This is a genomic window from Legionella qingyii, from assembly GCF_003184185.1.
In genome coordinates this window covers 77780-96112 of sequence record NZ_QHJG01000013.1, presented here as the reverse complement: position 1 = coordinate 96112, position 18333 = coordinate 77780, and the positions used below count along the sequence as shown (strand labels likewise).

The window sequence follows — 18333 nt, the reverse complement described above, 5'->3', positions numbered from 1 at the left end:
TTATGAGTGTCAGTTACCTTATAAAGATAGTGCTTATGCAACCTCGACACTGCGTCGGTTAGGTATCGATAACTGATGGGGTGGTCCTGATAGGTCCGCTTGATTTTGAAGTAGAGGTCTAAAACGTTACGTATCATACCGACAATAAAGGAGAGATTCAACAAGATGGACCCTCCGAGATTACAGGGGTACTTTTAGTTCTTGTATTTCTCAACCGACAAGAAGAAATAAAAAAAAGAAAAAGCCGCCGAAAAACGGTTCTTGAAGAAACAAGTAATACCTATACTATACTAGTACTACGAGTAAATTACTACACTAAAGGTCAAATCCGAACCCAAACGCCGAGTACCTTTTTTTTGGACGTTTATAATACTCTTTCCGTTAGTGATGTCAGTGACTAAAATTTTCTTTGTATGGCATAACTCGATTTTTAAGGTAGTAATTGGAAATTTTTTATTTTTGTTTTAATACCGAGAGTTATTCTCTCATGCGTTCTCGATCAAATTCATATAAGTTATTCAACATCCCCTTACATTATAATACGGAAGATTACTTTCTAATTCTGTTTTCTTTTAACTCTTAAACGTCATACGTCGTAATTAAGAGTAGTTCGACTATCTATTATTTAATTTCTTCCTACAACTCTTTCTTCCACAAAAAGCATATAGACGTAAAAGTCTTGGTTCCGCATTTCGGGATCAACGACTTTAACTTGTTCCTTCCTAACTAAAGTGACTTTACTGTTAAGACGTTACACGTGTTCATGATTTTCGTTAAAACCCGTGTAATGTTCGGTTATTGCTCGAGAACAAATGTCGATAACTTAATCCGTGAAATTAGTTTCGCTTTGTCTTGTTACTTTTAATAGATCTTTTTTATTTTGTGTAGAACCTTGTTGCGAGTCTTTAATTAGTTTTTTATCGGAAAACGAACAATTCTTACAATTTGTTACAACGGTTACTACTTTTTTGGTTCTACTGTAGACTATTAAACTCAGCTTACTAACCAGGGTTAGATAAAGGTTACAAGCTATTATTACTAAATTCAAGGTATTTTTATTAGCTCTTTGTTTTACTTTAAACAAGACTAGACTAGTGATTACGAAGTTAAGAATAGTTTGGTGTTAAGATGTATCAGTCATGAGTAATACTTCGAGTTCATTTTTTACGTAGTCTTTTATCTAAGGTAGAAAAGTTACGTTTCTCAGTGTTTAATCTACCACTAATATTTTTTAAATGACCACTAAATAATTTTTCGGTTTAAGACAACTTAAAATTTTTTGTTGAACTTTTGCGATGACGCGTCTTAGAACTCCTTCATTATTGTTTCAATCTTTTTAGCGGACTCATATTCCACGAACGACGTTCAGTTCCTGAATGTTGGACCCAAAACTCGAAAAAACACGTTACGCTATGGAGAAGACATTTTCGAAAATCTCTCTACCAGCGTCTTGCTTCTTCGCTAGACCTTAAACTTTTTTGGAACCTTTACTTTATTGTGAACAAAACAAAAAATCAAGTTCATGATAAGAAAATAATCTCATATCGGGCTCATCCCATCGCCGTGACGATAATTCACTTGAACAATCTTTATATCAGATACAGTAGAGGCGCTTCCGCCTCTAGATAAAAAATCTCACCGAATCGCGAAGTACATCTTTATCTAAAGGTGGAAACACCCTTACTGTTTTCATGAACTAAATTACTGAATTACCATCTCTTCACGCCGACTTGACCTATAATATTTCAACTTTACCAAGTTTCAAAAGCGATACGGAGTAGGTCCGCAACCGTGGTTGGGTGTCACATAATAACTGGATACGAACTACACTAATTGGAACTAAAACTAATAGTTCTATTCGGAAATAATTTATTCCACCGAAAAGTAAACGGCAGTCCCCCTAATTAAGTAAATGCACCCTCTTTACCACGTCCGTTCTGCTGAAATAACTTTAATTAGCGGCCAAATATAGTAGGCGTAGTCCCACTTTAAGTTAAAGATCCCGCTTTATATCTGGTCCTGGCTCGTTGAATAGTTGCGGTAGATACAAAACAACCAGTGTTTAGTCCCTAATTAGGATTAAATTGCAATTTTCTTTTAACACAAAAACTAGAAGTAATATGAAGAAGTACAAGTGCATGGTAGTTCTTGCTACTTAACTCATTCGATTTTCTTAAGCGAAGCTAAAAATTTGAACTTGTAGTAGATCTATAGGGGACGCCGGATAATAGATGTCCTGTCGCGTCCGTTCGACCAAATGATGCGAACACCAAGAGACTACAATTTAATACCAACGAACTGCTCGGAAATCACCGCAATCTACTATTCCGGTAATGTGTCTAATACCTATTTTATCGTCGAGTAGCTTTCGTCCCACCCCGACATAATAACTGCAGCGTGGTCGTTAACGGTGAGTTGAGGAGACTAATACTCCTCATAACAAACACTAAAGTAGTAAACGAAATAAATGGTTTGTTACGTTTGCGCTCAACGAATAAGTCCACGCAGTTTAAGCAAAAAATCAGTTGAGGACAAACAAAAAAAATTACAAGGAAAAATACAAAGGAGAATGTCATTTCGGTCTCTAGTAAAACGAATCTTGATATCGAGGACCTAACCACACCTACCGCTATGAGAACAGAAATAACGAGAGTCGTCTCGCGAATAAAGTTGTTCTAATACTCGTACCCCATTAACTTGTTACCTAACAAAGACCAGTCAGTAATGGTAACGATCAATCACGTTTTCATTAACGCGTGACCAATAAATTAAATGACGGCAATGAGTAAAATACGGGGAATTAACGAAATAACAAAAGTAATTCAAATACCCTCTGTCTTCATGAACGCGAATGATAATAAACGCCTTGAGGGCGAAATGAAAAAGAAACACGGAACCGACGACGCAAACCACAGCCTCAGTTGGTTTTTCCAGAAAACTACCGAAACTAAAATAATGGTAATTGGAATGGAAATGAATAAAAACCTTCACCTTGAAATTTATAACGGTACGTTCCAAATGGTCAATCGCGAATAGACCGGAACAATAGTCGTTATAGCCATCAACGACACCCTAAAAATGGAATACGTTAACGACCTCACTACGCGTAGTCAGTACAACTTATCCTCGACTAAGGGAAAAATGATAAAACCGGTTTGACAGAACTAATACCTAAAACGCTTATTCACCTATGCACTATTTTAGGCGAAAAAAACTAAAGTTAATAAGGATACACCTTTAATAATATGGTTGACCGTAGCGGATTCAATAAAATATTAAAACGACCTGCGGAATAAGGTTGAAACCGTCATCCACGAAACCAATGCAATAAACAACCATAGCAAACCCCTGACCGTAAATGAGGCGGACTAATAGTTGTTCCGCTACGTAAGGCATAATAGATACACGTACAGGGGTCACGCAAAAATAGCTACTACGAGATACGAACCTACCCCAAAAATCGCCATAACGAAAACCAAACCGCATAATTCTATCGTCCAGAAAACTAATTATAACACCGAGTTTACCCAGAATCATACCGAAAAGAACGCGACCATTGACCTTCATAGACCCCTTTCGGGTACACCCCCCGCACCACCCAAACCCTACGAGCAAATTGTAGACTTAATTAGGAAAATAACGAAATACGCCGCTAAAATCGCTGAGTGATACGATATTTTTCGTTTCTTCTACCTCTATTTTAGTAACGGTAGAATTGAAATCAACCTTATGAACTAAATGGTTAATAAGTAATAAGTCAAATAACCACCTTATGGAATGTAGTTCCTAGGTGAAACAGCCAAAAACGGTTTGGGTTTTAACTACCGTCGTACAATATGGGGAATAACAACTGGTATCGCCCTAAATAAAATATAACAAACACCTAATAAAATCCCTTTCGTGCGGTCCTTGATAACGAATCCCTTTTTTCTGTTAGAACCCAGTTCTAAGTTAAACTTCCCCTTCAATTTACTTAGTCAAAAATCTTACCAACCGCTACCCTCCTATAAGGTAAATACACACCGGTCGAATACCAAACCAAACACAACAAAATCATTACTTAAATAATCCATACTTTACCTTTCCTTTCGTTTGTGCGGTTTTTAATGTTGTTACCAAATTCGCTATTTCTACTGAGGTCGTGCGTTTGCGTTCTATTACTAAGATCATAAATGGGACAGATAAAATAGGTAACGACGTCGCAACCAAAATATACGAGATTCTGTTTTATAATCGAACAAAATATGAGGTTGGGTTCAACATTGACCACTTCGCGGTGCTGTCGTATTATAAGCACACCCCCCTTACCAATTCTCGCCAAGGTAACAGGCAAGCTTTCTTTCAAACTTACAGTGGAAATTTTATTGACTAAAACTATTCTGCTAATGGCATTGAATATTCCCCTAAGAAGGACTAAACAAAGCTCTCCCCGTCCCACATCAACGACTTCCCGTCGACGAACTATTAGTTGTAAAAGCACGGAGTGTTCATAACCGCTTTGTACTACGTTTAATATACGGCGGCCTTCACTTTCGGCGAAATAGGTTTTTCCATGTGAGTACTAACGTCTTAATCCCCAAAAAAGAAATTAAAACCGAAACGAAAGCAGGTATTACGAACGGAAACAAGGAGAACATCCCAACGTTGATTTCGCGTCATTAACCTACCTACGACGTCCATGGATACACCAGACGGTCAAAAAGAAATACCGGAACAGAATAAAAAAGGACTGGGAAACGAAAAATTTCTTACTAAAAAGTCAATAAATACATCATTCATTGAGCTCATAAAGGAATGGAACCAAAATGTTTGAGACACGTCATACCCCGCCTGTACTTCCAAGATACAACAATACCCAGACATAAGAATCAAAAACCTACAACGAACATCGAAAAACGTCATGCCCAGAGCTATTCCGATACGCATGCGCGCAAAATCAACAAGAACCGACCAATTCATATCCAAAATAAGACAAAAATGACTGATGGAGGTTAGGAAAAAATGCGGTTAAAGTTAAAAATTTATGAGTTCCAGCACTAAACTTAGGTAATAATGTTCTAGGTCCCAAAGATAAAGTAGGCGGATACAACATATACCCCATACAACCAAAAAGACACCGAAAACGAAAACGATATCGCCGTGAAACCCGGCCGTTCCATCTTTGGTCAACCAGGTTTACCTGATCTGGTACCTGGAATCGACGGACCACAACAAATTGACGACCCTAATGAAATCCTTCAACCACCCGGATAGCTCTCAATCCAACCCCTCCTACCACCAAAACCCTAGGTCAGCTTTTGCGAAGAAAATACGGAACCGACCATCCTTGACGAAATAACGTAAGAAACCGTCACTGACTCGTTGCGGTTGTTAAATTTCGCACCTGCTACAACAACCGGTAACGGCGAAAAAGAAATTCGAATTAACCATGAAAAGAACATGCAAGGCCACAAGAGTGGAGCCAAGTACGTAAACGGCATCTAGGCGTTGCACCTAATATGTATAACCCTAAAAATGATAAACAATAACCGCCAAGAAATAATAATAAAGAAAAATCCCGTGTTTCGAACGTAAGTCCGTCGTTGGGTTCAGGAAAAAGGGCTCTTTCACGCAACAATAATTTATTACAAAAGAATCACCATTAATACGAATGACAAAATTACCCTTGTCACATAGGCAACGAACAACTTCCCAACCCCGATCCATTTAATAGACATCCACGAGGGATAAAATTACGCCATAAACAAGGCAACTACCAAGGAAACGACAATAACTACCCTTAACCATAAGTAAATTCTACCTTATCACTAGCAACCGTTCTACACAATTTCTTTGAAACCTTTTACCGTAAAGAGTCAAAAAATAAAGGAAAGTAAAACAACGAATGACGAAGCTCTCTTAAACTGTAATGACGGAAATACCCGAACTAGGACCGTAAGACCCACTAAAATTCATGCTGAGTCCGCCGAATGTCTGCCTAAATGCTCGCACCAAATAAGGTCCATCCCGTCCGAATAACCCCTTACTAAGACCGTGTAAATCCACACCGTTGATGCCATTAACCGTAACGCCACAGATGTCGAATACCACATGTTCTACTACACGTTTACCTCGGACCTTTTTTTCAATGAGACGTTCCAATGAGATAGCTCAAATACGTCGTTCTTGGTAATAGACCGGGGTTGATATTCCCTTGGTTTCGCGTTAAATTTTATTTAATAGTTCCATTCTGCTTCTACTAAATGGGACTCTTTTCCAACATATGTTATCCAGTTTACGGGTACTGCCTTAGCCGTTAACTACACTGTGGAAAATCTCTATAAATGTAACGGGAGCCACTTGGTAATTGATTATTAAGTACCAGCCATTCCGAGATAATATTTGGAAATTAAGCGACCTAAACCCGCCCACCTAAATACTAAAATCGACCACCAAAAAAACGTAACTGACTGTCTGCTATAATAGCTTTTTCTGTCAGCCATCGTCAACCACAAGTCCTCAATTTTCGTACTTTTTTTATCCTACCTTCCAATAAGGTTAATGAGAAAAAAACGACGAAACACAAAAAGAAACCGCACCAAATAGAGATTTAGGTGTACTCAATGGAAGACAAGTCGACCCTTTCGGTAACGGAGTCAAATCAGATGGAGTTAACGTCCGAGGCCCAAGGGAATAATTAAGGTTAGTTAATGCGCTAGTCCACTAAAACAATTTACAAACCCGGTCAACCACAAGCCGTACATAACTACTCGTTCAAAAATACAACGTTGACCGTGCGCTTCCTTATGGTTAAATACCCAATTTAATATTTCTGTTTCGTTGACTACGTGAGGCTACCAATCTCGTTACCCCCTTAGGGATATTTGAGCAATAGGTCCTGGTTCTACCTTCCCAACGCTAACTAAATCCTCAAATACCTCGTGGTCTCTGAAAACAACAACTATTTGTTCCTTATTAAGCAATAGCTGTACACCCTCAATACTGAGTTCTCCATACCAATTTTCTCCAAAATGGGAACTATTTCGTCAACCTCGTCTGAAGTACTCTTATCTGGAGTAGAACAAACCTAAAAATGAAAAAAATACAAGTAGTCAAACCCGTTCGTCGTAAATAGGAAACCTAAGTCGAGTTTTTCTTCGAGTCAAATTGGTAAATGAGTTTCTAAACGCCACGGAACAAACAGTTTTAGTTCTAAACCGCCTAAGATTACGACTCAATCGGTTTCTGAACGCACGAGTTCATATAGCTTACCAATTTCTCCCATTCTCACTATTACTTTATTCACTAATAGATTGACGAGCAATACCGCTAAAATAAGATAAGTTTGGTGGTCAATTCCGCCACTGAAAAAATGACACCAAACCTGGAGAAAATAAAAATAATGATCCTAAACAATAAAAGACCGCTTGAACAAAATCTTGAGCTCTCTTCTTCGTATGAAGTGAACTTGATCCAATCACTCAGTACCTCTCCCAAGAGCTTGGGTCCATAATAAATTTTAATCACTCAAAGAATACTTACTTACCACCAATAACCCTAATAATCGTCCAGATTGTCCTGACCGGACATACAAGTATTAAATGGGTAAGTCCGCAGTAAAATATCGCCCAAACGACGACCAGGGCAGATATAAAAATGAGCGTAAACGACCTATAAAAATAACCCCACCAAAACCACCTACCGTTCTCGTGCAAGTAGTTGACTTAAGAGTCCTTGTTCGATTTTTTTACAATCTTAGGCATTTTTCAGGCGTTCTTAATTAGCTATTTAATGCGCGTTTTAACCTACTGTGAGGTTTTTCACGATTTCCTACCATAGAAAACCCTGCGAATATATGATCGGTTTTATTTGTCGTTTTACGACATCTACGAAAACGCTTTCGTATAGTTAAATTAGGTCTACTACTTGTTAAGCGGTAGTTAATACGTGTATCGAACACCCAAGACTTATTAGTCGTTAAATGGGTTGTTTAATGGCTCTAAAAATCAGTTAATAATTTTTTATTAGGGTTAGTCGGTCTACGTAATCGGTACGAACGCTACCTACGAAAACACTCAGTACGAATACTCCTACGGTATTCAATAACCGTTGCGAATAATTTTGACCGTGGTCTTGTTAGTCTTCTCCGATTACGATAAGCCTTTCGTTAACGATTTCGACTTCTCGTATAATCTAATTCTCTCTTTTTAGACCTAACTACAACCGTAGACTCCATTACTTCCTTGCACGGACTTCACTCCGTGCGACTTAAAATTCTTATCAGTTCTCTCGACCTAAAGTTTCACATAAGTACCTACCAAATAGTCCTATTAGTTTGAGGAATCTACCAAGAAATAAACTTTCCTTTTTAGGAGCAAACTTGGGGGGCTTTCATCCAAACAGAAGAAAGACGAATCGACGTCCTCATTGTTGGCTGCAAACGAAACAACGTTCTAGAAGAAATCCTTATCGTAAGCGAAGTACTATACGAAACTGTTTCGAAAATACAAGGAGAAGTCTTTATTAGCTTATAAAGACGTTATGTAGATTTTACGATAGATTAAATGGGAGTAATTACCGATAACGTTTAACTCGTACTATTACTAGTAGGAGGTAAAGTTTTAGCAGAACTACTATATTTATTACTAGTCGTAGTAGCGCTACATGTTTCGCTATTTGTGGGTTGAGCAAACTCGCTACGTATTTTTTTAATAACTGAAGTCGTGATTGCGTTAAGTAAAATCTCTTGTTATCTTCTTTTTCATTCGAATTAAGTAGAAAATGTCCTCCATCCGATGAAACAACATCCGAACCAAACCCTATTTGTCAGTTCCATAGCAATATATTTGATTCTAATTGAAAAAACGTATTTACCCATTTTCGGAATCCGTAACTTTTGAGGATTAGCAACCTAAATAAACTGATTTTATACGGGATTCTCAAATAACATTTTTGTAATTCCAAAATAATTCTTTCCGGATTTAAACGTTTCTTAAGTAGATTGAATAGTTTCGTTCTGCGTAGACTTAGTTCTATTTTAATGTTTCTTACCCTTTAAATATTATGAATAGAAAAACTATTCTTTGTACAAGATAAACATTACGTTAATTAAAATTTAGACGATCAGATATTCATCCGTAGCCTTAAAATTCCTCTTTTACTACATATTCTCCCATAACAAACGATGACTGAAACTGCTTCAACCATAATATCGTCGCGTATTCCGTTTTTTTTAACGACTACTCTTACCGCGACTAAACTATAATCAAGTACAGCATCTCGGGTAAGGACGTATACGTATAGGACCAAAACGGCCTAAACGACTCCAACTTAATAGATAAGCTCTCGTTCGGCTTTTTCTTGAGTTACTAAATCCGGTTTTCAATCCTCACCTACGTTTTGTGGCTAAATAACTTAAACCAAGGTGGTTTTTACTTTAAAATTCTTAACGTGTTCTCGCTGTATAGCTAAACTAACAATGTCCTTCAGTACCTTTCGTGCCAGAAAGTAATAATAATCCGAGTTGTCGTTTGAGATAAAACGTGCCTCGAGTTACACTACAAAACTAACAGGCGAGACGAGTAGGTCTTTTTAGTATTTTACATAGAGCCCCGTTGCTTCGCTTTAAGTCTCTTATATCCTTAGAAAATTTTGGATTAAAAACGAAAACGAACGAGGACCTCGACCTTGCTGCGGATTATTAAATAAAAGTTAGAAGAATAATAAAGAGTTGACCCGTCTTTTGTTCATATGATGATCCAAAGCTCAATGTGCTAACTTAATAATACTTTAACAACGCGCCCTAAGTTGTAAAAAGACGAAAACTATTTCCACACCATCGATGATAACCTTTAAAACTACCACACGTAAATCCAGTAGTTTTAGAATAATCCTGAAATTCTCGATTTCGTTTACTTAATTTCAACGGAAATCAGGAATAAGATAAACTCGGTGTCGGGTCTCTTATAAAGGTTGTCCTCTTTCGTGGACGTTCTGAGAGGTCAAATTCTCTTTTTAATTTACGCAATGCGAGTACGGTCTAACTAATATATATGACAGATTTTAAATTATCACCTAATCGCGTTTGTAGTCGCCGTCTAAAACGTGCATGAATAAACAAAAGATGTGAGTTACACTTCATAGATGAGTATCCACTCCTAAAAGCAAAACCGTTTTTATCTCTTCCGCTACACTCGAACAACTTCCTTGAGTCAAGACTTATACGAACGCTACACTTATAAATAAGTTTAAAAACATAGTTGCTTTTAGCTTAGTCAAGTTGTGCTTAATCTTGTCGAAATGTCCTACCGCTCAACTCGTATCGATGGTTTATAGACCCATCCGGAATATCATAAACGCCCGCACATAATGTACCTCTACCTGCGCCTGCAGTCACCCCTTAAGGATGTCGTTTAGACCGAGAAGTAGCCATGAGCAATGGCGATGTTCCTCATAAACGTCAAGTCCAGGCTTAACGGAGGTTTTACCAAATACCACAGCGATTACAACCTGCGGCAGGATGTCATCTACCGTCGTTTTTATAAAACCTTCAAGTAGATAAGCTAAAATTAGTCAGTTATATACCGCTTAATAACGTCCACAAAAAGAACGTGTTTAACGCACTACTCCAATTTAAGTGAAGCCACCTACGAAATTAACGTGTCTAAATACTACTATAACGCCACCGCTTTCTTAAGGAGTTCTTAACATTACTTTAATGGAGATATAGTTTCGATCCACATCTAAACTCACGGCCAACTTACTTTTAGTAAAACCTTCCCGTCCCTATTACGCGCAAAAAGGTTTTACAAAAAGTATGATTCTACGTGGGCTACGCTCGATATAGGACTATGCCCCACTCTTCAGTGGTTTTCAAATTGCTAAAACGTCTCGCTTGAGAATACCGTCTTATATTTCTATGTAATTTGGAAGGATTATGAAGTAAAGGCTACTTCCGTTCGGACCGATGGGCTCTTGGACTCCAAAACCGACTAACCGTTCGTTTTTTCCATATACTTTTTTAAGCATTTCGGGCACGACCTACATTCGCAAAGTAAGACGTACTACCAGGTGGAATACGCTTACCAGTAAACGTGACGCCTGTACGCAATTTATTCTAAGAATTTCTGTAATAACAATTTAGTTTTAGTGAATCACCTATACTGCGCGGTAAACAAGGACCTACCCTAACAGTGCCCAATGGGTAACTTGAATTACATCTCTTTTTTTATCCGGCTCAACCACTGTTCCATAGGCGAGCTCTCAAAGCACGATTTACGGCACTCATACGACGGTCGGTTTAACTGTAAGTCGCTCTTCTTAAAGTTTCCGAACCTCAAAAACCACTAACCAAGTTAGGAATACAGTGATACCTAAAGGCAATACTTCGGTTATAGCACGCGCGTAACCCCGACTACTAATTTTTACCAGTAAATGTTGTTCCAAAATTTGGTCATGTAACCACATAACTAACACCAAGACGAAATCGACTTCGTCTTCAACTGATACTACTCTTTTGGAGAGGTAGCTAACTACAGCGAAAAAAACGTCATTTAGGACTTCTTAAATAAGTAAACAAAGTTCATTTACGTCTTTATTTCGGGGATCCAGAAGGATAAACCTGTTGATGAGGTACCTGAAATGGACGATTACTTCGCCATACAAACGTAGGACGCTAACTAATAAGGAACCAGCTATGACCACTACGTATAACCTATGAGCGATGACTAAACCAACTTAGACGCTACCGAGCAATACCCTACTCAGTTATATGTTATGCACCGAGCCGCTTTCCTTTCGTTAAACTTGTAAATTTTAACTTTGTAGGAAAAATATTAGCAAAACATGGTCACCATAATCCACTCGTACAGTGATGGCTCAGCCCATGTCCTTCACATGTATGACGCGGGCGAGTACCAGGTCTACTAATAGACCAACCATTTCGCATATTAAATGGAAACTAATTAGGTCAATTTCCTTTACCAACAAAACGACTACTACAACTTGAAAAACGACCTGAAAGACATAACTTCCGATTACTCTGGTAGAATCCACAAAATCGACTTTTTCCTCAGGAAAATCGATTTCTTTTATAATCTGTATCAATAGGAGTAACGACCGCCGTATTTAGTGGCTACTAAAAAAACCGATGCGGAGTTACCAAATAGAGATACCTATTTTCGGTCAATTCCCTTGTATAACAGTTTCTTTAACTATTTCATTGAACCCAAGGACTAACCCCGTTCCGAGCATAATCGTTATACCAACTTTTATCTGGGCTGACCACGTATAGTTCTGTTTCTCGGACCCCGTGAGGATACGGAAACAAACATGTATCGCGCTGCGCACTTAACGTAGGATTATGTGAACTCGACTAACTTTTCCAGCGAAATGAATAACTCTTTAGCCCCTAGCTACGGACCAAGCTTTACCTACATTTTCTCAACGATCCCCTACTACGACTCAAAATACTCTTTTAATTACTATGGTACCTGCACACCAAACTGAGTCCTCATTGAGTAAAGACACAAAATGTTGTTTTATTACGAAACCGAAAAGGACGTCTATAAATAAAGCTCCCGAGTCTAGTCGTAGCGCCAACCAAATTGAGGAGCAATTGATGAAGGCACCGGTACATACCACAACGAGGAATATTTTGGCATAACTGAGTACCTATATGCCACCTACGACTTCCATTCTTTGAAAGATTTAGGTTTCCTTTAATACAACGAAATCTAGTTAACCAATTAGTTGTGCCACGACTATAAAATGCAAATACCCATCGGAGATGACTAATGGCTGTACTTCACTCGTAAAGCCTACTTTAATAATTCTCTTTACGTCTACGAATGGCGTCTTAAGCATTATGTCGGGCGAAAAACAATCGATTAAATAAGCTAAAACTAGGCCGTTAACTAACACAGGTTCTGTTTCTAGAAAACCTCAACCTATTTACCCGTAATTTCGCGTCAGTTGAGAATGTTTTTCTTTAATATCTTCGGATACTTTCGATAGTTAAAGTATAATAAATGGTCTTCTAAGTATTAAAGACACGTCATCTATACCCTTCAAAAATAGAACTAAACTAATTCCTGTCTGTTATATGGTGTCGTTTTCTTTCGTTCCGGGCAGCAAGAACAGTTTGACGCTACATGGTGTAATAATCCCGTAAGAGAGAAACCAATCGAGGGTATAATAGGAAATGCCGACTCCTCTATCCCGCGATATATGGACCTATATTGGTCCTTAGTCAGAAATGACTTGAAACCATACTACGCACCGGAGTTTAACTACTACACTTGTACTACCTAACCCTACTTAACGTAAATTAGGCACTACTTCACTTATTCCGCAACCTCCTTTGTGCAGTTTTTCCTCTTTAGCCAAGACGAAACCGACGTCTCCATTGAAATATACGACTGCTGTTTCATAATGGATTTAACTGAGCAAACCCGCTCCTTAACGCGAAAAATAATTAATGTAGTCCTCGTCGTCAAGTAGGGTACTCAAGTCGGGGACGACCGAACAGACGATGCTGTATACCACAAAGCTAACGACAAAGTCGTTCATTCGTACTTTTCACACGAGCAACAACCGTATCTGCTGGGCTACACCCTGTTCTACAAGTTGTAGGGCTCGAGACAAATGCAACACAACCGTTATAGTCACCGGTTCTCCTTTACTCCGTTAAATATACTTTTTTACCGGTACCAAATATAATTCAGAACATCATTAATAAACACTAGTTCGTTCATTTATGAACCACTCACGAAAAAATTGAGGGATATTTGGTAATGGACAAAAAGGTTACAAATTAGAATGAAACCGAATATTAAGACCGCGACGAAAATCAAAAAATTCGCCACGGCCTCTAACCGTAGCCACCAAAAAACGGCAGAAATCGAATTATCACTCATCATATGAACGATAGACCGACATAGCATGACGCTCGGTACGATTCAATGAAAACCGTCCCTATTCGGAATAAAATCCACCACGATATCCATTAGACAAGCTATCTCGTATAGTGCCAATACATTAACTAAAATATCTACAGATAATATTTGTGGTGGTAAAACGATGAAAATTGTATCGTCTATCACGCTAAACATAGCCTCGACCTAAAAAGTAAAACCTAAATAACCAATTATTTTCGTTAATTAATCCAAGATAATCATAACCGTAAAGAAGTTACGGAAAAAATGAATCTTGAAGAACACGAAGAAGAAAATCAAAGACTTTAACTGACCGTTAAAGAAAAAGAACAGCATCAAGTAACGATTACGGATTATAACGAAACTAAAATAAATTTGCTAGAAGTTAACTAAGGAGTAAATCTCGAAGAAAATTAAGAAATTTGTATGAAAATATGCTTCTACTCTTTTTCCTATCCTTACGTACAGGGTCCCATAAAAGAAACCATACCTATTTTAGACTGTGGTTATGTTAATGTGAGCTAAAAACTGAGAATGTAAGAAACTGGTATATCAACTACGAATTAACTTCAGGAACTTGTAAGAGGACTCGAGATCGATATCTCTTCAGGTTTCGCCGTTAAAAAAAACGATAACTATTCAGTCTTCCATTTCCTTCTTGACACACGGAATAAAATAACGAACGGAGTAGTTCCTTATTAGATTTTCTCAGAAGGTTCGAACATGTTAGATGTACGAAGAAGTTAGCAAGATAAAAAAGTACCTACGAAAATTCGCTAACTTAGTAAAAGAAAACGAAAAGGTTTAATAATTAGTTAAGGAGTTATAGTGATAAATAGAAACGGTTACGTAAACAACAAAATACCGAATATTGTAGCTGTTGGAGAAGATTATTTAGGGAAAATTGGAAAAAATTAAGACGATTCAATAAATTGAGTAGAAGATACGATTATTACTCCACTATTCCGAAAAGAAGTAGGCCTTAATTAAACACAGCAAGTTAAACTCAGACTTAATAAACGTCTCCAAAATTCCGGCATAGTAAAAATGAGGAGTTATAGAGATTTCTTTAGCAGAATGAACCCTACGGAGGCTATTTAACTCCTTCCGGGGTTGCAGGACAGGTGTTGTTACTCTAACGAACAAGGACTATTCTCGGTACAACCATAAATTTTATAAGCAAGGTAGGGCTAGAAAGTAAAAGACCATATAGTTCTAGCTAGTCTTCAACTAACTTAAAAAAAACTCATAGTATGACCGAGGTTTTAACTGAGTAATCCAGAAGCGACGAATGACTTCCAACGAGTAAATTATTAACAACATTAACTCAATAAGCTAATTTAACAAGAACTCCTTTCCATAAATATAAAACGTCTTAAACGCGAACAACGTAAAAATTCACTAAATTAACTAGAAATTTCGCAACTATACTTTATAGAAGAAATCCTCGGTCAAAAAGATTACCTAGTTGATTAACTTGACTTCCAGATAAAAATAAAAGGTTAAACAAAAAATTAAGTAATTTAAATAGTCAGTTGTCCCGAAAATACCGAGGGTAAAGTAGAAATATAAAAAATCCACAGTCCATATTTCAACAATTAAAAAGGAGTTTACTTCTATCCCTTCACATGTCACGGTTATTCTATAGTACCGAGCAAACAAGGGGAACTAACTATAGCATAAAAACTTAGGTCGGAAAGTAAGGTAGATAATGAAATAATTAACGAAGAACTAAGTCAGAATTAGGACAATAAGGGTGGGTTAATTTACGTAACTGGGTTGGTAATGAATTTGGTCTATTCTCGTATAGATATTTCCGTTAAAGTCCTACTAGAAATCCATTTAAAACAAAAGCAAGCTAACGATTACGACAATATCGTTTTTGATTTCAGGTTGATGCGAAAGGTGGTGATTGGAACAGTTAAAACCGTCTGTATGACGGACAAAAAAGAAAGTAAAGAAACCGTTATATTAAGTTAACGACACGTTCACCATTGGAGAATGTAACTAATTATTTTAGTTGTTCACGAAAAAAATACGGAAGAAACATCAATAGTTTATTTCCTAGCAAAAACACAAAAGGCAATATTGACCTTTCTCAGCGATAACAAAGTAGATTTTATCGCAGTCAGTCGTATCATTTATCGGATATTTTTGATCCATTAATTGGATAATATCCGTCCTATTGTAATTCCTTACGAATCGGTATTCATATATGAATTCTAATTTAAAACTTGAAGAATTGTTTTGGTCCTGAATGCTTTTTGAGGTTAGAGAAACAATTTTTTACAAAAATTAAGCCAGTAAATCAGATAGATTTGAGGGAGTAATTTTGTAAAAAACGGAGCTGGAACTCTAAAAAGCATTCAGGACTTTTGAATTTTAATACGGTTTTATGAACAACACTCGTGCAGGTCGACAAAACGTAGTCCTAATACATACGAGTGACGACGATGTCTCCCGTTTAATTCTTTTACGAGACGAAGAAGGGTAAGTTAAAGTCGACCTTTATCGAAATTCACTCCTTCCGTGAATAAGTTATCTCATGTTTTCCGGTCTAGTCGCCCCTTCCCCGCCTGCACACGTTTTGGTTCCGAGTAGCGTCGGTAACGAAGACTTTAGCATCGCTGAGGACCATTCATTAACTTACTCATTTGTAAACGACAAACACGTTAACGTCCATTCATTGGTCCTGATCATCGTTTTACTTGTGGACGAACTATCGTCAAAAGCTCAACAACACATAGTTATTGTGGTGGCCGTGGTTAAAATTCTCTCCCCATAGCTAGCTAACGGACTCGATTATTAAAAACTAGACAACTTAATTAAAGTTGATTTAGCTTTGGCCGACGAAATTAAACAAGATTGGCAAGTTTGTTCTTTAACAGATGTAGGTCACTATATTAGTGTCTAACGAAAGGGTCATTGAATAGATTCTAGTATAACTCAGGATGCCACTACATAAAAAAATCATTTGAAACCAATTCAGTGTTTCAAATTACAATCTTCTCAATCAAATATAACCGTTCATATAAACATTAAGAGCAAACTTCTTTAATCCCTATAATTAATCAAAACGTCCTTACTCTATGATAATAAATTTTTCATGGGGTTAGTAGGTCTACCTATAAGAACTCCATGTAAAAAAGATAATACTTGCCAAATTCATAACCTACATCATAATTTACCTCTTTCGCCAACACGGACGAGTGCGACACGGTTACCCGAAAGAAGTGTTCATTGTAATCCGAATATCCGAAGAAGTTTAAGTCGGTATACAAAATTCTTTGATAAGTAACGATAGAGTCCTTGTCCACGAAAAAGATTGTATGAGTACTCAAAAGCAAAATTACGAAGACCCAATTTAAATAGGTCAAGTAAAAAAACAAGAAGACCGTTCAAAAAGAATCGAAGTAGTCATTCTTTAAATAGATTTAGAAAAACCCGAGAACCTAGGACATAACAAAATTGAAATCTTTTGTACTTCGGGGTTCATCCAAACCCCAGTAATGAATATCAAACATGTTTCCGTCGCCGTAATTTATAGACACCGCTACCGCATCCGCGTCCCCTACGGAATCCACTAACACGTCGCCAACCGTAACTACACTCCGGATCCGGTTTGAAAACTCAACACTAACAACTAGGACCGCCGACGTATCCATGTAGTTACCGACGAAATTCGCGGCGAACGACGCGTAAACGCGCCCGTCTAACGTAGTTACATTAAACCAAACGTTGGTAATTAACAAGACGAAATAAATGGCGTTAAAAACTTGCTCAAAGAAGGACAGCACAACATAAATCAAGCTGAAGAACGAAAAAATGCACAACTTGATGTAAAAAATGTGAGTATTAGAGCCCAAACCGAAAAAGTTTCGCACGAACCCGTAAAAGATTAAAACTGCTTAGTAAAAACTGTAGAAGGGTTAAAAGAGGAAATAGTTCTTCTTTTATGAATGGTAGCACAAAATGTTCAGGAACCCGAACTAGAAACCCTTCTCGTTTATTACGAAACAGTATCCAATGCGGAAGTCTCAAATTGAGTCGTAGTTTTTTATGAAAGAGTAAAGGGTGAAATCTAAACTACAGGAAATCCGAACGGTTAACGTCCAAATTTCGTAAAACAACTAAGTTATAGAATGCGCGAAGGAAAAGTAACGGAAACAGATTAAGCAGTTTGTGTGAAACTCAGTAAGATAGCTAAACAGAAAGCTCACTCGATTAAAGGGCTAGATTGTAAAGACCTAGTAAAAGTTTCCAACCTCGTCTAAATAGTATACGTAAGTTTTGTAATAATATTCAAAATACGAAAAGTAGATACCGATATGAGAGTAGAAGTTCGTATGAATCGAGTACCCATTCCCGAACAAGAAGACGAAATTCTAAAAGAACAACAAAAACTTTTGAAGATTACCTC

The 18333-nt window shown here is 37.4% G+C and carries 1 protein-coding gene; it reads left to right on the top strand.

Annotated features, from left to right (window positions below; genetic code table 11):
- The first annotated feature begins 17689 nt into the window (after positions 1 to 17689).
- On the top strand, positions 17690 to 17815 hold the full coding sequence (locus tag DGG96_RS21305) for a hypothetical protein (protein ID WP_276309318.1): 126 nt from the start codon (positions 17690 to 17692) through the stop codon (positions 17813 to 17815).
- Positions 17816 to 18333 lie beyond the last annotated feature (518 nt).